This is a genomic window from Ruegeria sp. TM1040, assembly GCF_000014065.1.
Classification (GTDB): Bacteria; Pseudomonadota; Alphaproteobacteria; order Rhodobacterales; family Rhodobacteraceae; genus Epibacterium.
Map to the genome: position 1 here is coordinate 1,947,938 of NC_008044.1, position 16,717 is coordinate 1,964,654.

The window sequence follows — 16,717 nt, forward strand, 5'->3', positions numbered from 1 at the left end:
AGACCCTAGGGGCGTGCAGAGACCGGGTCAAGCAAGCCTGTCGCGCCCAGCCGGTCGCCGCGCAAGGACACGCCGCCCGCCTGCCATCATCCCCCAGATCAGACCGCCCCCCACGAGCGCACCAATGGCCGCCAGCAGCAGCGCATCCAACGAGACCGCAACCGCAGGTTCAAAGGCGCTGAGGGTGGCAGAGGCGATCTCGGCCTCGGCAAAGCGGCCCAGATGCAGCGCGCGTTCCACCGGCGCCATGGCGCTCAACTCGTGCAGATCGGACGAGAGCCTGCCATAGCGGTCGATGGTGGCCGCCATGGTTTCGGCCCGTGCGGCGCCCATCTCTCCGCCCTGCGCAAGCTGCACAAGGGCCGCGTGCCGCTCAAGCCCAAGCGCGGCGGCATCGGCGTCAAACTCGGCCACGGTGCGTCGCAGCGCATCCACATGGCCCCCGAGACGTTGCAGATAGGCCTGCGCATAGGCCGGGAATTGCGACAGGCCCAAGCCCGCGCCCGCGCCGCCCAAGAGTGTCACCATCCGCGTGATCATCGTCGCCGTCCCTCGTTGTTCTTGCCGCCCCAAGCACCGCTTAGCGTTCTTGCTGCTCCGCCTTGGGGCAGAGGCCGCCATGAAACGCGCGCCCCGCGCCATTGTGAAGGGGGAAAGGGGATAAAACAGGCCCATTTCTGGCTGGGGCTGGTCTGGCTGGGGCTGGTTGCGAAGGGTCAGAAACACCGCGCCACCGCCCGACCCAAGGCCACGCGGCCCCGGCAAAGCGGCCTCTCATCATGGCCGATCCGGGTCAGCGGCATCGGCGAACAGGGCCTGATGCGGCCTTCAGGCCTCCTCGAGAAATTGTGACGCTCGGGCACGCACCTCGTCCGGGATGTCTCTGGAGATCCGCGCCTCAAGGTCAAACATCACGCATTTGAAGACCGTCTCAAAGGCGAGCAGATTTTCATCGGCGCGGAACATACGGTGGCGAAATGTCATCGATTTTGTTCCCACATCGATGATGCTTGTTTCCAGCCGGATCGCATCCCCTGCCGCCAGCTCTGCCCGGAAGTTGCTTTGCACGTTCACCACGGCAAACGAGAGCCGCCGCCCCTCGCGCATATCGGAGGCGGTCAGACCCATCTCCGACTGTATGGCAAACACCCCATCAGAGCAGGCCGCGAAATAGCGTGAGACGTTCATATGCCCGAGAAAATCGCAATCGGCAGGATCAACGACGGAGCGAAAAGACAGAAAGGCTGGCATGGTTTCTCCTCTGAAAAGATCGGGGACTAGCGCGTGAGGCGGTCGGTGGATGTGGAGAACATAACCACCGATTTGCCTTCAACCTGCCTCAGGCCGCAGCTTTCGAGCATGGCCCGTGAGGGGGCATTGTCCGGCGCAACAAACTCCATCGTGGCGGCCGCGCCAAGTTCAGTCACGGCCACGAGGTTGCATATCGCATCCACATGTTTCCCAAGCCCGAGCCCCCGCAGTTCGGGATCAACCGCAATCAGTCCCACCCAAGCCGAGTTGAAGAACGGGCTATGGCGATTGTGCGTCATGGCTGCAAATCCAGCGGCGGCGATCCTGTCGCTTGCGTTTTGCAGCGCGATTAATCTGGCGGGAAACAACCTCCCCAAAAGCGCATCTGTCGAGAAAGGCGAGACCCCCTGCTGGGTCAAAAAGACCTGAACCTCCCTGGCTTTTTCTGGGGTCATTTCAGCCTCGGAGATTTGTCTCATGCCGGCAGGAAGGCTGTTTTGAACGATGGGGTCACAGACCCTGCGAATGGTTTCGGCATCGGCCATAAACAGGTCCCAGACGTGAAGCCTGGGGTCAAAGTCGCTCAGCTCGGATTTGGCCGCCGCAATCGTCGCCTGATCTGCCCCGCGCAAGGTGACCATGCCTTCATCGGCCATCACCTTTTTCAGATAGTCCCATCCCAGCGCAGCCGGGTCATCGCTCGAGAAGGTGCGCGCATGGATCACGGCACCCGCAAGATCGGCAAAGTCAGCGACCTGCGCGTCACGTGCGCGTTGCAGCGCCATGATCTTGTCGGTGCCATAGTATGGGGACCTGTCCATGTTGATACCTTTCGCTCCTGGCCCTCTGATGATCAGTGGGCGAGGCCGAAGGGGTAAGCCCCCGCGGTTCATGCCAAGCAAAGCATACCAGAAATGATGCCATTGCGCACCGTCGCTCAGGCCGAGCGCGGTTCGGCATCCCGCCCCATGCCCCGCCCAGCGCATACGCCGGACGGGATCGGTGTTGCAAAACCTGCGCCGGGCTTAGCGCAACAAGAACCGCTCCAGGAGGTAGCCGTTCTGGTATGGGGTCGTCGCGGTGCGCTCCATTGTCACCGCCGGGGCATCTGCGCCAAAGAGCGGCACGCCTTGACCCAAGACACAGGGCGCGCGTTTGAGGATGAGCCTGTCGATCAGCTGATGCTTGAGCATCCAACCCGCAAAGGCGCCGCCCCCGCAGAGATAGACAGGCCCCTCGGCGCGCGCGATCTCGGCGCGGAGGCCCTCGGCGCCGGGGCGTTTCAGGACAGTAACCTCGGAGGTCTCGGGCAATTGCAGACTGTCGGAAACCACAATCGACCGCATGTGCGGATAGGGGTTTTGACCGGGCTCCATACCGAATTCATATCCGAACTCGTAGGTCTTGCGCCCCATGAGCGCCAGTTTATAGCCACCGAGCCGGTTGTAGTAGTCTTCGACGACCGGGCCTTCATGGGCGAATTTCGAAATGTCTCCGGCCGGACCGGAGATAAAGCCGTCGAGCGAGACGGCGACATCATAGATGACGGGATGCATGCTGTGCTCCTGCGTGAGAGTTCCAGTAAAGCCCGTGGGCTTTGATTGTCGTGGAACTTACTTGGTCACTGTCAGGGCACTCCTCTTGCGTGGAAGGACGCTAGCAGGCGCGTAGGTCAGGCGCAACGGGCGCGCACCGCTGTGAAGGGTAAAGGGGAAATACCGGCCCATTTCTGCGTTGAGCTGGGGACCGGCGGGGAAACTGGGGACCGGAGGGGAAACTGGGGACCGGAGGGGAAAAGGGGATCTGTGCGGATACTTTCAACGAGCGCTGCCTGCAAATGGCGAACGGCCTTCCACGCCACGCAAAGTTGGCGCAAGAAGTTTCATGAGCCCACTTTCCGAAAGCTCCGTAGATCCTCGAGTTTTGTGAGATTTGGACTGCAACCGCCTTCAGAATTGATCGAGCAAAGCGCGTGCTGATTTCACGTTGATTGCGTTTGAGGAACACAGACCAGAGACGCGCTTGCTCACGGCTCCGTCGTCTCGGTTTGACTGGGCGCTTGTGCTGGTCGTAGCCTCTTACAATCTGAGATCAAAGCGGGCGCACAATGACATGGCACCAGCTTTTGCAACGCGCAAGAGAGCGTGCTGTTGCAAGCCATACCCTAAAACAAAAGACACCCTCTCCTTTGATGCAACGTCGCGGCTAGCTACCTGAACAAGGACTTCTGATCCGGGTGCGGCTGCGTGGGTGTCTCGGGACGGTCCGTCGACACAGCATCAACCAGCGCACGGATATCTGTGGCCAAATCAGGGCACAGTCCTTGCAAACGCGCGGCCTCCTGCGCTGCAAAACTGATGTCGCGCGCGCTCATGTGAAACGGCACGTCCTCGTCTGCCTCCAAGGTTTCGAGCATCTCTTCGATTGACCAGCCATCGGCCAGAAACCCGAGCGCCCGCTCAAAACTCTCGTGCTCGGGATGCTCCCAAGCGGTAACTCCGCGCAAGTAGTGAGCAGCCTGCGCGCGATCTGCGCCCTCGATCAACGTGTTCAACGCACGACAGACCTGCACGGCCCATGGTTCGATCCAAACCACCAGCGCCTCAAACAGCGCATCCGCAGGCGGGATCATCGCGGGTGGGGCCGAGACATGCCAGTGACCCAGATCCGCCCCCGAGAGCGGCAATCCTTCGTAGGCGCAGTAGCTTGCAGGCGTGCGTTTGGCCAGAGCGAGAAGATGGGCGAAAAAATCAAAGAGCGGTGCCACCGCATCCGCGTGGCGACCTGCGATCTGCCAGAGCCACGGCAATGCCGCCCAAGTGGCCGGGTAGAGCGATTCCTGATGATAAAGGCGGTCCCACAGCAACATGTTGCACAGCTCCGGGTCCCATTCCGCTAGGAGGCTGGAAAGAGGTCCCCGCACATCCTCCACGCCGTGAGCGCCGGGCAAATGGTCCCAAAGCGGATCATCAAGTGAAAGTTGCATCGTGGGAATATCCGAACTGTAATATGCTCGGACTGTTACATAACATGCGGCACAGAAAAACCCCGCCCGACGGACCTGTCGGGCGGGGCCTCAATTCTGTATGTGCCGGTGGCTTCAGAAGCCGCGCGGCGTGGGGTGGTTGGCGTAGATCGCGGCGATTTTCTTTACCGCGTCTTCCGGGCTCATTTCTTCGCTTTCGCCGGTACGGCGGCTGGTCACTTCGACGACGCCGTTCTTCAGACCGCGCGGGCCGACGGTGATGCGCCATGGCAGGCCAATGAGATCCATGCTGGCGAATTTGCCGCCCGCACGTTCCTTGCGATCATCATAAAGCGGCTCCAGACCGATGGCGGTGAGCGCCGCATAGAGCTGCTCGCAGGCGGCATCCGCTTCATCGTCGCCCTGCTTGAGGTTCACGATGCCGCAGTGGAAGGGGGTCACACCTTCGGGCCAGATGATGCCCTTGTCGTCGTGGCTGGCCTCGATGATGGCGCCGAGAAGACGCGACACACCAATCCCGTGCGAGCCCATGTGGACCGGCACGCTCTGGCCATCGGCGGTCTGCACGGTGGCGCCCAGCGCCTCGGAGTATTTGGTGCCGAAGTAGAAGATCTGGCCGACCTCGATCCCGCGCGCGACGCGGCGGCGCTCTTCTGGGACCGCGTTGAACAGCGCCTCGTCGTGGGTCTCGTCGGTGCGGGCGTAACGTGAGGTGAACTCTTCGAGCACCGCCTGACACTGTTCAACATTGTCATAGTCGATCTCGCGGGCGCCGAACGTCAGATCGGTGATCTCGCTGTCATAAAAGACCTCCGATTCGCCGGTTTCAGCCAGCACGAGGAATTCGTGGGTGTAGTCGCCACCAATCGGGCCACCATCGGCGCGCATCGGGATCGCCTGTAGCCCCATGCGCTCATAGGTGCGCAGGTAGGTGACCAGATGGCGGTTGTAGGCGTGCAGCGCGTCCTCTTTGGTGAGGTCGAAGTTGTAACCGTCCTTCATGTAGAATTCGCGCCCCCGCATCACGCCAAAGCGCGGGCGGATCTCGTCGCGGAACTTCCACTGGATCTGATACATCGTCAGCGGCAGGTCTTTGTAGCTTGAGACATTGGCGCGGAAGATGTCGGTGATGAGTTCCTCGGCGGTTGGCGTAAAGAGCATGTCGCGGTCATGGCGGTCGCGGATGCGCAGCATCTCCTCGCCGTAGGCGTCATAGCGCCCGGACTCGCGCCACAGGTCAGCCGACTGGATGGTGGGCATCAGCATCGGGATGTGACCGGCGCGCATCTGCTCTTCGTGAACGATGCCTTCGATCTTTTTCAGCACGCGGTAGCCCAGAGGCAGCCAGGAATAGATCCCGGCGGCGGACTGTTTGATCATGCCGGCGCGCAGCATGTAACGGTGGCTGACGACCTGCGCCTCGGAGGGGGTCTCCTTGAGGACGGGCAGAAAATAGCGAGACAGGCGCATAATGGCTCCATGCGGTGAAAGATGTTTTGCCCGGTTTAGTGGCTGCAGCAGGTGCGGACAAGGGTTGAGATCAAGCCAAACAGCCAGAGCCCGCATCGCGCAGGCCCCGCACCTGAGCCTGCGCCTGCCTCGCCGGGGCAGACGCCGCGCGGTTCTGTGAATTGAGCAGCGATTGCGCAAAAATATCGCAACTCAAATCTTGAGATGAAATAATTCGCTAAATGCAAAAAGCAGAAATCTGTTTTCATTTTCTGAAATACGCTCCACCCAGCACAAATTCAGGGCAGATTGCATTTTTGTGTCGCAAATTATCAAAGCCGCATTCAATTCATCGGCGCAAATTTCGACGTCGCGATGAGAATCTCGCCATAATTTTTCAGAAAAGGCAGAGATTAACGCAGGCGTGTTTCTCTGCGCTCCACAAGCGGACCGGGTCATCCAGTCGCCCCCGTCGCAGACATCACTGCGCTTGACTTGAGCCGGGGCTTTGCGCGCTTGAACCGGGTGAATGCGCGCCAGTTGCAAACTAAACCAAACAGTCGATTCTGGTTAACACGGCAAATTTTTCCCCGTGTCTTTGATCTCGATACTGGATAACGGGGGCCGCGACCGCGATTGAGCCCCCACAAGCGGACACTGATAAGAAACCGTATAAACGCTTGTGCCCTCGCGCTTTTTGGTGAGGCCCTCCATCCAGATCCCAGCTTGCTGAAATTCCCGAGAGCAAAAATACTTTCAATTCAATATAGTTTTTTGGCACATTCAGTAGAAATTTGCGTATTCAAGGAATGGAATTTACACTCCCTCGCCGGGCGTCCTGCCCGTTTTTGTCCGATGCCCTGATGTTAAAGATGCTTTGTCATGACCCGAGCCGCCAAATTGACACCTGATCCCTATGATGTGCAGCTGCGCGAACTTGGCCTCGTTCAACGACAACCCGACTCCGACATCGACAATCTGACCCGGCTCGCTGCCCAAGTGCTGGATGCGCCAACGGCGCTGGTCTCTGTGGTGCAGCGCAGCCTTGATCGTCAATTCTTCAAAAGCTGCGTGGGCCTGCCCGAGCTGTCGAGCGTGCTGCGTCAGACACCGCTCTCTCATTCGTTTTGCCAATTTGTGCAGGACGCCAACCAGCCTCTGATCGTGCCCGATAGCCGCAATGACGCCCAGCTGCGTGACAATGCGGCGGTGATCGACCTCAAGATGGTTGCCTATCTGGGGGTGCCGATTCATTTGCCGGATGGAACGCCCATTGGTGCGCTCTGCGTCATTGATCGCGTGCCGCGTCAGTGGAGCTCGGACAATCTCAAGACCCTGCAACACCTTGCGGTGGCCGTCGACAATGTCATCGCCCTGAAACATGCGCGCGAACTCGCCGCCGAGGCAGAGCGCACTGCCAAACGCGAAGCCGAGGCGCGTAAGACCTACCTTGCCCACATGAGCCACGAGATCCGCACGCCGCTCAATGGCATCATCGGCTCGGTCGATCTGTTGCTGCGCGAAGCCTCCCGCGTCAATCTGGACCCGCGCGAGCAGAACGATCTGTTGCGCACCATCAACCGCTCTGCGCGCAACCTTCAGCATCTGCTGAATGATGCGCTCGACATTGCCAAGATCGATGCCGGCAAGCTCGAACTGGCCCCAGCGGCCTTTGACCTGCATGAAACGGTTGATGACGTGATGAAGCTGTTCTCGGCCCAGGCCTGCGAGAAAGGCGTTGAGCTGAACCACAGCTTTCGCGGCATCGAGGCGCAGGAACAGCGCTATGGCGACCGGTTCCGGCTCGCGCAGATCCTTGGCAACCTTTTGAGCAACGCCATCAAATTCACCGATGACGGAAGCGTATCGCTGCAGATCAATGGCACCCCGGATGCGCTGCATCTCACGCTGCGCGACAGCGGCTGCGGGATTGCGCCGGACCGTCTCGACAAACTGTTCCTGCCCTACACCCAAGCCAGTGCCGATGTGGCGCAGACCAAGGGAGGCACGGGCCTTGGTCTGACGATCGTGCACCAGATGGTCGAGCTGATGCAGGGGCGGATCCGCGCCGAGAGCGTGCCCGGTCGGGGCACCGTCTTTCACCTCTATCTGCCGTTGCCGTTGACCACATCTGCCCCCGAAGCCGAAAAAGTGCATGACCCGGCAAGGGATGGGATCGGCGACACCGCGCCTGTTGCATCTCCCCCGCCTGCCCCATCCAATGCGCCCTTGTCCGGCAAACGGGTGCTCATCGCCGATGACAGCCCGGCCAACCGGCTGGTGCTGCAAAAGATGCTCGAGAACCTCGGCGCGACGGTGGACAAGGCCTTTGACGGTGGCGATGCCTTCGGTCGGGCGGTGGCGCGGGCCTATGATGTGTTGCTGCTGGACATCCACATGCCGGGCCAGACCGGCACCGAGGTGGTCAAGAAGCTGCGCGCGGATCCGCGCCATCAGGCGCATGACGCGCTGTGTATCGCGGTGACAGGCAGCACCGAAAAGCAAGAGGTCGAGCATTACCTGGACTCGGGTTTTGATGCCTGGATCGGCAAACCGCTGCGCCAATCCGACCTGATGCGGGTGCTGTCGCCGCTGCTTCTCGAACCCCCGTCCCGCGCGTGAGAGCCAAGCCGCCCAGCGGCCAACTCTCTCTTGCAACTGCACAGCGCATGGGCGATCACTGACGCATCCGTATCTTGCCATCGCGAGGATGCCGCATCATGGCTCTGCCCGCCCGCAAACAACTGAAATACTGGGGCATTGCCGCAGTTCTGTTCGCTGTCGTCATGTGGGCGCTCGGCAATGTGCTGATGCCCTTCATCCTGGGCGGCGCCATCGCCTATATCATCGACCCGCTGGCCGACCGGCTGGAACGTGCGGGCCTCAGCCGTGAGGGCGCAACCGCGGTGATCACGGTGGGGGCCGTGCTGATCTTTTTGATCCTGCTGCTGCTGATCGTGCCGGCGCTGATCAACCAGATGATTGATCTGGTGCAGACGCTGCCGCAGGCGCTCTCCAACCTGCGCGCCTTTGCGCAGGAGCGCTTTCCGTCGCTGTTTGAAGACAACAGCCAGCTGCGCGAGGCCCTTGCCGGGTTGTGGCAGATCATTCAGGACAAGAGCGTCACCCTGCTGCAGACCTTTGTCGGCTCGGCGATGTCGCTGCTGAACATCGTGGTTCTGTTGGTGATCGTGCCGGTGGTGGCCGTCTACCTGCTGGTGGACTGGGACCGGATGGTGGCGCGCATTGACGAGCTCTTGCCACGCGATCACGCGCCGGTGGTGCGTCATCTGGCCAGCGAGATCGACAGGGTGCTATCGTCCTTTATCCGTGGCATGGGGTTGGTCTGCGTCATTCTTGGCACCTATTACGCGGTGGCCCTGATGCTGGTGGGGCTGAATTTTGGCCTTGCGGTGGGCTTTGTCGCGGGGCTTGTGACCTTCATTCCCTACCTCGGCGCCATCATCGGCGGCGTGCTCGCCATTGGTCTGGCGCTGTTCCAGTTCTGGGGCGCGCTTGAGGGCGCGGACGGCGAGATGATCCGCCAGGGCACCGACTGGCTGCGCATTGCGCTGGTGGCGGGGATCTTTGCCATCGGCCAGATGGTCGAAGGCAACTTCCTGACCCCAAAGCTCGTGGGCAACTCGGTCGGGCTGCACCCGGTCTGGCTCCTGCTGGCGCTGTCGGTCTTTGGCGCGCTCTTTGGGTTTGTCGGCATGTTGGTCGCGGTGCCGGTGGCGGCAGTGATCGGGGTGGTTGCACGTTTCGCAGTAGAGCAGTATCTGCACAGTCGGCTCTATCAGGGGCTGTCACACCGGGATGCGAATGTCCGCACCTCCGAGGATACACCGACCGACATCTGAACCGCGCCCCGCAAGCCACAGCCCCTCTCCCGCATGTAACAAGCAGACTGCCCATGTCCGAACAGCTGAGCTTTGATCTCCCGGCGAAACCCGCGCTGGGGCGCGATGATTTCTTTGTCGCCCCTTCCAACGCAATGGCAGTGGCGCTGATTGACCCGGCCTTTGCCTGGCCGTCGGGCAAGCTGGTGCTGACGGGACCAAAGGGGTCGGGCAAGACGCACCTGGCGCATGTCTGGGCCAAGGAAAGCGGTGCCAGGGTGGTTCCGGCCCATGCGCTCACCGAGGCAGATGTGCCAGAGCTTGCAAGCGGCCCTGTCGCGATCGAGGACGTGCCCGATATTGCCGAGGATGCGCTTGCCCAAAAGGCGCTCTTTCACCTGCACAACATGGTTCTGACCCATGGCCATCGGCTGATGCTGACGGGCCGTCCGGCGCCGAACCTCTGGGGGCTTGGGCTCGCGGATCTGCAAAGCCGGGTGCAGGCGGCGACTCATGCCGCGCTCGAAGCGCCCGATGATGCGCTGCTGGCGGTGGTGCTCGCCAAACTCTTCAATGACCGCCAGATCACGCCGAAACCGGATGTGATTCCCTATCTGGTGGGACGCATGGATCGCAGCTTTGCCGCGGCCGCCGCGGTGGTGGAACAGCTGGACCGGCTGGCGCTTGCAGAGCAGCGCACCCTCAGCCGCGCGCTGGCAATCCGCCTGATGTCCAGCGACCAGAAGGGCTGACGCCGATGCTTGGACGGACAGCACCTCTGCCCTGCCAAGCAATGACCGTGATTGGCGAAAGTGCCACGCCATGCCCGCAGCATCTCCCGATTTTCGGCGCCTTTCGCTGCGCACGAATTGACCTGATCGCCCCGATAGACCATCCTCACCCCAGCAAAAACGCCCCGGAGTCTGCATGACCATTCAGCCCGATGCCCCGCACCGCGACCTCGACACGACGCCCCCTGTGGCGGATGCCCCGGAGGCCGCAGCGCCTGATGCGGCGGCAGAGGATTGGGGGCCGTTTGGTCGCCCGCTTTTTGACGATCCCGATGCCCGCGCCCTGAGCCGGGTGGGTGTGGTCGATGTGGGGTCGAACTCTGTGCGCCTGGTGGTTTTTGACGGCGCCGCCCGCAGCCCCGCCTATTTCTACAACGAGAAAATCATGTGCGGCCTGGGCGCGGGCCTCTCTGAGACCGGCAAGCTCAACCCCAAGGGGCGCGCGCGCGCGCTCGAGGCGCTGAAACGGTTCCAGATGCTGGCCAAGGGGCTCTTGAGCGACCCGCTGACGGTGGTGGCCACCGCGGCGGTGCGCGATGCCAGCGACGGGCCGGAGTTCTGCGCCGAGGTCGAGGCCGCCACGGGCCTGCGCATCCGCGTCATCACCGGCGAGGAAGAGGCGCGGCTCTCGGCGCAAGGCGTGCTCTTGGGCTGGCCCGGCGCCTATGGGCTGATCTGCGATATCGGCGGATCCTCGATGGAGCTTGCGGAAATTCAGGACGGCGAGGTCGGCCGATGCGTGACCTCCAATCTCGGGCCCCTGAAGCTCAAGGATATCAAGGGCGGGCGCAAGGGACGCAAGGCGCATATCGACGAGGTGATGGCCTCTTTGCGCGACCAGTTGGGCGATCAGCGGGATCGCCTGTTCCTCGTGGGGGGGAGCTGGCGTGCGATTGCGCGGCTCGACATGCTGCGGCGCAACTATCCGCTGACGGTGCAGCACGAATACCGCATGACCGCCAAGGACGTGCGCGAGACGATCAAGTTCATCGAACAGAACGACCTTGAGAAACTGCGCTCTGACTGCGGGGTCTCCTCGGCGCGGATGGCGCTTGTGCCCTATGCAATCGACGTGTTGGCGCGTCTCATCAAGACGTTCCGCCCCAAGGACATTGCGATTTCCAGCTATGGCATCCGCGAGGGGCTTTTGTATGAGCAGATGCCGGATCGGCTGCGCCAACGCGATCCGCTCATTGAAGCGGCGCGTTTTGCCGAGGCCAAGGACGCGCGAGTTCCGGGCTTTGGGAAGACGCTCTACACCTTTGTAAAACCGCTGTTTTCCGGCGCGCCCTACGCCAAGATGCGGCTCGTCAAAGCGGCCTGCGTGCTGCATGACGTAAGCTGGCGCGCGCATCCCGATTATCGCGCGGAGGTCTGTTTTGACAACGCCACCCGCGCCAACCTTGGTGGGCTCAAACATTCCGAGCGGATCTTTCTGGGGCTGGCGCTGCTGCATCGCTATCGCAACAAGCGTCAGGGCACCCATTTTGAGCATCTCTATGATCTGCTGCCGTCCGAAAAGCAGAAAGAGGCGGAAATTCTAGGCAAGGCGATGCGCTTTGGCGCGATGCTGATGGTGGGCGAGGATCAGGACATTGGCCGCCTGCGCTGGCAGCCGCGCAAACGCACGCTGCATGTGGAACTCCCCGCAGAGAGCGCGGCGCTCTTTGGGGAGGTGGCGCAGTCGCGGCTGATGTCCCTCGTCAACACACTCAAGGCCGAAGTCCGTGTGAGCGTTGCAGGCCGACGCGGCGCGCTGCTGGAAAAAGACGCGCGCGACTGAGCGCGCCCTTTGCACCCCGCACGCTCCTGAGTTTCACGCAACGGAGTTTCACGCAACAGAGCGCTGTTCAGAGCTCGATACTGTCGTCGGGCTGAGGGGCTGGCGCGGGCTCGGGTTTGGGGTCCTTGCGGCGGATGATGATGTCGCCATTGGGCAGGATTTCGGGCATCTCGTAGACGCTCCAATCCTCCACCTGATCCGCAATCTCCGCCAGCGCGGGGCCCATTTCGGCCAGAAAGCTGCGCATCGAGGGGCCGACCTCCGAAAGGAGGCGCGCGGCCTCTTCGAGGGTCGGCTCCATCTCGCGCCGCAGCCCCTCAAAGAACAGCTCCATCCCGCGCTCCATCAAACTGGGGCCGTCAGCCCCGTTGTTCTCTGTCGGCGCCTCCTGCGCCGAGAGCGGCGGACCCGCAAGCGCGAGACAGACCCCAAGCGCAAGGCCCAGGCGAGAGGTGATATGTCGATGCTGTATCATGAGCCAAGTATAGCGCGCCCGCACGAGCGTCATAGGTGAGAGTTTCCAGACCTGCGTCAGATCTGCAAATCCCCGCCATCCTCGGGGCGGCTGGCCTGCGTGAGGTCCAGATCCAGCGTGACCGGAAAGTGATCCGAGGCCGTCAGAAGTGCGTGGCACAGGCTCGGCGTGCCATAGCAGGCGGCATCCTCGAACGGGTGCCAGATGCGCCAGCGCGGCGCGCAGGCCTGCAGCGGCGGCGAGATCATGATGTAATCCAGAAGCGCCTGAAAATAGCGCCCTTCCAGATGGTTATAAAAGCGGGCTGATGTGGGCAGACCTTGCTGGTTGGGCCGCAGGAGATGCCGCGCGTGCGGGTCGAACAGTTCTTGTCCCATGATGATCTCTACCGAAGAGCGGCCAAAGAGCGCCTCATAGGCGTCAAGGCCGGGCCCGTCGTTCAAGTCCCCCATCACCACCAGCGGCGCGCCCGCCTCCAGACGGTCCTCCACCCGCGCACGCAGCCAGACCGCCTGCGCCAGTTGCTTGCGACGGTTGGCGATGGACATGGCGCGGGCCTCCTCCGGGGTGCGCGCGCCATGCGGGGCCTTGGATTTCAGATGCGCGCCGATAAGGTGAAAGGGCGGACCTGTGCGCGGCGTCACCAGAAGTTCCATCGGGGGTTTGGAGAACCGCACCAGATCGGCCTTGGCGTCCACGTCGAGATCCATTTCAAACGTGCCGTCAAAACGCGGCGCGCGTGCTGTGTCCAATGGGGCATGTTCGGCCGTCAGCACATTGGAATCAAACAGGAACGCGATTTCCTGACGGGTGTCATTGGCAAAGCCCATAACCACGTCGCGGGTGCGCAGACCGGCCCATTCGGCAAAGCGCACAAGGGCACGTTCGGTGCTTTGGTGTTTGCCGCTGTTGGGGGCTTCGATGATGACAATGCCATCGGCGTCGATGGCGCGCAGCACATCCGCGATCGCTTCGGCCTGCGCGCCGCGGCTGATCTCGTGTCGGGCCGAGGGCGCGCTGTCGAGCTGCAATTGGTCCTGCGCGTCAAAGAGCGCTTCGAACCACTCGATGTTATACGTGCTGAGGCGCATGATCGCGGGCCTGTGCCTTGCCGCTGATCTCTTCCCAGGCGCGGTTGATGTCGATCATGCGTTTCTCGGCCAGCTGCACCGCCTCCGGGGGCACGCCCCGTGCCATCATCGCATCGGGGTGGTTGTCGCGCACCAGGCGACGCCAAATGCGGCGGATGTCCTCAAGCGGGGTGCCGGGCGAGACGCCGAGCACCTCGTGGGGGTCCTTGGGCGCATCCTCGACAAAGCGCGCCCGAAGCGAGCGAAACTGCGCATCGGTCTGCCCGAAGATACGGCTGACTTCTTCGAGGAACACATCCTCGTTGGGGTGGTAGAACCCATCGGCAATGGCGATGTGGAACAGCCCCTCCATCAGGTCGCAGAGCGTTTCAGGATCGTCCGAGAACATCGCGCGGATGCGGCGGGCATAATCGTCGTAGCCCGCGATGTCCTGCCGCGCGAGGTTGAAGACCCGCGCCGCCTGCGCCTCATCCTCGGCTGCGATCTGGAACACCTCGCGAAAGGCGGCCACCTCGTCGCGCGTGACCTGCCCGTCGGCCTTGGCCATCTTCGCGCCCAGCGCGATCACGGCAATGGTAAAGCCGACGGTGCGTTCAGGTGGCGTGCGCAAACGGTCAAAGACCTGCGCAAGGCTTTCCCCCTGCGTCAGCGCCGCAAGCGCTTCGGTTATGCGAGTCCAGATCGACATATCTGCAGTCTAGCGGGAACGCTGCGCGCTGTCAGGCGGCGCAGTCCCCTGCTCACGCAGAATTTTCTGCATCAGGATCAGATCCAGCCATTGATCCCATTTGCGCCCTACCTGCGGCATCCGCCCTACCTCGGCGTAACCGCAGCGCGCATGAAACCGCGCGGCGGCGGGATTGGCGCTGCTGATGGCGGCGACCATGACGTGAATACCGGCGGCGCGGGCACGGTTTTCAAGCTCTGAGAGCAGCTTATGCCCCACGCCCTGTCCACGCGCGGCCTCGGTCAGATAGATCGAATGCTCGCCCGTGTGGCGATAGCCCTCGCTGGAGCGAAAGCCCGAGTAGGTCGCATAGCCGAGGAATTGCCCGTCCTCAGCCTCTGCCACCAAAATGGGCGGATCCCCATAAAGGATGTCGTCCTGCCAATCGCTGAGCGAGCGCCCCTCGGTGGCAAAGGTCGCAAGGGTGGTGTCGATGATGTGGCGCTGCAGGTGGGTGATCGCCTCGGTGTCGCCGTCACGCGCAGCCCTGATCCGGGGTGCCATCAGAGGTGACGCAGCCCATGCGGCGTGTCGATCTCTGCCCGGAGCGCGGCGGGGCCCAGTTCAAACACCACGCGCGCGTCCCGAAGCGGCAGCATCTCGGCGAGCGCGCGGGCCTCGGGGTGGGCCACCACAAGGCGGCGCAGGCTGCAGCCCTGTTGCGTGAGGCGCGGCGCGGGATGTGGCCCCTGCCACCGCATCAGCGCAGGAAAGACATTGTCAAAGGGCAGGCACCCGGTGGCCGGCACGGCCATCTGCCACGCGAGATCCCCGCGCGTAAGTGCAACCGGCGTGCCCGCCTCCACGGGAAGCGCCGCCAGATCGGCCTCCAGATCGGTGCTGCGGCAGATCCAGTTGGAAATCCGCGCCGCGCCCTCAAAGCGGTCGAGATCAAACCAGCGCGGCTGACGCTCCGGCGTGGCCTCCGGGTCGATGGCGATGGCCTCCAGATAGAGCCCTTCGGCAAGCCCAAGGAGCCGGTTGTGGGTGCCAAAGACCTGATGCGCGCCCCCCGGCTGCAGGGGCACGCCAAGCGCCTCCTCGACATAGGCCGTGGCCTCTGAAAGTGTGGGGGCGGCAATGGCAAAGTGATCAAGTTCCATGGCGATGTCCTTGTGGCGCGGCGCATATCTCGGCGACACCCTAGCAAATCCCGCCACAATGAAAAGCACGGACCTGCCAATATCGTCAGTTCAAGTCGCTAGCCTAACCCGATGCCGTGTCGCGATATTTTACGCTTGATCTAAAGTGAGCTTGAGGAATTACGGTGTTCCTGCCGCCCCGCGTGTGACCCGCAGAGCCGGGGCGGGCAGATCTGAGACTGGAGCAGAGCGATGAATACCCCCCAAACGCCCGAGGATTGGGCCGCTGAGCATATCCTTGGCATATACGAGACCCACCTGCCCGTGCGCGACCTCGACCGTTCGCTGGCGTTTTACACCGGGCAGCTGGGGCTGAAGCTCGCTCGCCGCCTACCCGAACGCGACGTCGCATTTCTGTGGACCGGCCCCAAGGAGGTGGGGATGCTGGGGCTATGGGGTGCGGGCAGTGCGCCCCTTGGGATGTCCCTGCATTTTGCCTTTCGCGCCACCAAGGCGGCAGTGCTTGGCGCCTGCACGCAGTTGCCGGCGCAGGGCATCACACCGCTGGGGTTCACCGGAGATCCGATCACAGAGCCGGTGGTGCTGGGCTGGATGCCCGCGATCTCGGTCTATTTCAAGGATCCTGACGGCCACTCGATCGAGATGCTGCATATGCTGGAGGACGCGGCGGATCCGGCCTTTGGCGTCCAAAGCTATAGTGATTGGCAAAACCGGGCGTCACAGGCGTAAATCTTGGGCTGATCTCTCGGCGCGAGACTGCTGGGCAATACCCGGTACGGCTCCCGCCCGCCCTGGTGGCATGGCACATGCCACTACGCCCGTTGGGCGTGGCGCGTCGCACCCATAGGGTGCGACGCGCGCAGCCGACCCTCGCAAGGAGGGTCGGCTGCCACCGCCAAGATGAGACCCAGCGCCTAATCTTCGGTGACTTTATACTCGCGGCGTATGCCCTGCGTTTTCTGCCCCCAGAGGGAGGCCCCTGCCCGCAGCTGATGCGCATCAAACGCCGCGCGGTCGGCAAACCATTCCTCCACCCGCCAGACGGAGGGATCATCGGTCTACGTCACCTCAAAGGACAGACACCCCGGCTCCGCCCGCGTGAGGCGGATGTGCTCCGGCAGATATTGCTCCACCAGGGCCTGCTCCTGCGCCGAAGCGCAGAAGAGGTGACCCGAGAGGTACACGCGGCCTTTGAAGGCTGGATCGCGCATCTTGCGGC

17 protein-coding genes and 1 pseudogene are annotated in these 16,717 nt (G+C 62.5%); 5 read left to right on the forward strand and 13 right to left on the reverse strand.

What is annotated here, in order from left to right; translation table 11 throughout:
- Positions 1–27: 27 nt before the first annotated feature.
- The 7 genes from TM1040_RS13665 to TM1040_RS20360 form a co-directional block, all read right to left on the reverse strand.
- A complete protein-coding gene (locus tag TM1040_RS13665) occupies positions 28–540 on the reverse strand; it encodes a DUF2937 family protein (RefSeq protein ID WP_011539175.1) in 513 nt (170 codons plus the stop codon).
- A 288-nt stretch (positions 541–828) separates the two neighbouring features.
- Complete coding sequence (locus TM1040_RS13670; RefSeq protein ID WP_011539176.1) at positions 829–1,251, reverse strand: acyl-CoA thioesterase; 423 nt, start codon at positions 1,249–1,251, stop codon at positions 829–831.
- Positions 1,252–1,277: 26 nt separating this feature from the next.
- Positions 1,278–2,072: a GNAT family N-acetyltransferase gene (locus TM1040_RS13675; RefSeq protein WP_011539177.1), complete on the reverse strand. Its 795-nt coding sequence runs from the start codon at positions 2,070–2,072 to the stop codon at positions 1,278–1,280.
- A 204-nt stretch (positions 2,073–2,276) separates the two neighbouring features.
- A complete protein-coding gene (locus tag TM1040_RS13680) occupies positions 2,277–2,807 on the reverse strand; it encodes a dihydrofolate reductase family protein (RefSeq protein ID WP_011539178.1) in 531 nt (176 codons plus the stop codon).
- Positions 2,808–3,460: 653 nt separating this feature from the next.
- A complete protein-coding gene (locus TM1040_RS13685; protein WP_011539179.1) occupies positions 3,461–4,237 on the reverse strand; it encodes a hypothetical protein in 777 nt (258 codons plus the stop codon).
- Between the two features lie 114 nt (positions 4,238–4,351).
- The gene (proS, locus tag TM1040_RS13690; protein ID WP_011539180.1) at positions 4,352–5,707 is read right to left on the reverse strand and encodes a proline--tRNA ligase; all 1,356 of its coding nucleotides are present in this window, start codon (positions 5,705–5,707) and stop codon (positions 4,352–4,354) included.
- Between the two features lie 192 nt (positions 5,708–5,899).
- Positions 5,900–6,232, reverse strand: a complete 333-nt coding sequence (locus tag TM1040_RS20360) for a hypothetical protein (RefSeq protein ID WP_011539181.1) — start codon at positions 6,230–6,232, stop codon at positions 5,900–5,902.
- Positions 6,233–6,568: 336 nt separating this feature from the next.
- Between TM1040_RS20360 and TM1040_RS13700 the strand changes: the two genes are divergently transcribed.
- From TM1040_RS13700 to TM1040_RS13715, 4 genes are all read left to right on the forward strand, one after another.
- Entirely contained in the window at positions 6,569–8,308 is a 1,740-nt protein-coding gene (locus tag TM1040_RS13700) for a GAF domain-containing hybrid sensor histidine kinase/response regulator (RefSeq protein WP_011539182.1), read from the forward strand.
- Positions 8,309–8,406: 98 nt separating this feature from the next.
- A complete protein-coding gene (locus TM1040_RS13705; RefSeq protein WP_011539183.1) occupies positions 8,407–9,549 on the forward strand; it encodes an AI-2E family transporter in 1,143 nt (380 codons plus the stop codon).
- A 53-nt stretch (positions 9,550–9,602) separates the two neighbouring features.
- Positions 9,603–10,280, forward strand: coding sequence for a DnaA ATPase domain-containing protein (locus tag TM1040_RS13710; RefSeq protein ID WP_011539184.1), 678 nt, complete (start codon positions 9,603–9,605; stop codon positions 10,278–10,280).
- A gap of 175 nt (positions 10,281–10,455) precedes the next feature.
- Positions 10,456–12,102, forward strand: a complete 1,647-nt coding sequence (locus TM1040_RS13715) for a Ppx/GppA family phosphatase (protein WP_011539185.1) — start codon at positions 10,456–10,458, stop codon at positions 12,100–12,102.
- Between the two features lie 67 nt (positions 12,103–12,169).
- Here the strand turns inward: TM1040_RS13715 and TM1040_RS13720 are convergent, their stop codons facing one another.
- Genes TM1040_RS13720 through TM1040_RS13740 form a run of 5 tightly spaced genes read right to left on the reverse strand, consistent with a single transcriptional unit; the run spans position 12,170 to position 15,498 of the window.
- On the reverse strand, positions 12,170–12,577 hold the full coding sequence (locus TM1040_RS13720) for a hypothetical protein (RefSeq protein WP_044027196.1): 408 nt from the start codon (positions 12,575–12,577) through the stop codon (positions 12,170–12,172).
- A 56-nt stretch (positions 12,578–12,633) separates the two neighbouring features.
- A complete protein-coding gene (locus TM1040_RS13725) occupies positions 12,634–13,668 on the reverse strand; it encodes an endonuclease/exonuclease/phosphatase family protein (RefSeq protein ID WP_011539187.1) in 1,035 nt (344 codons plus the stop codon).
- Complete coding sequence (locus tag TM1040_RS13730; RefSeq protein ID WP_011539188.1) at positions 13,649–14,356, reverse strand: molecular chaperone DjiA; 708 nt, start codon at positions 14,354–14,356, stop codon at positions 13,649–13,651. Before TM1040_RS13730 ends, TM1040_RS13725 begins: the two co-directional genes overlap by 20 nt.
- 9 nt (positions 14,357–14,365) lie before the next feature.
- A complete protein-coding gene (locus TM1040_RS13735; RefSeq protein WP_011539189.1) occupies positions 14,366–14,899 on the reverse strand; it encodes a GNAT family N-acetyltransferase in 534 nt (177 codons plus the stop codon).
- The gene (locus TM1040_RS13740) at positions 14,899–15,498 is read right to left on the reverse strand and encodes a VOC family protein (RefSeq protein WP_044026815.1); all 600 of its coding nucleotides are present in this window, start codon (positions 15,496–15,498) and stop codon (positions 14,899–14,901) included. Before TM1040_RS13740 ends, TM1040_RS13735 begins: the two co-directional genes overlap by 1 nt.
- Positions 15,499–15,729: 231 nt before the next feature.
- On the opposite strand from TM1040_RS13740, the gene TM1040_RS13745 reads away from it, so the two are divergent.
- On the forward strand, positions 15,730–16,227 hold the full coding sequence (locus TM1040_RS13745; RefSeq protein ID WP_011539191.1) for a VOC family protein: 498 nt from the start codon (positions 15,730–15,732) through the stop codon (positions 16,225–16,227).
- 185 nt (positions 16,228–16,412) lie between these two features.
- Here the strand turns inward: TM1040_RS13745 and TM1040_RS13750 are convergent.
- Positions 16,413–16,709, reverse strand: a pseudogene (locus tag TM1040_RS13750) (putative quinol monooxygenase).
- Positions 16,710–16,717 lie beyond the last annotated feature (8 nt).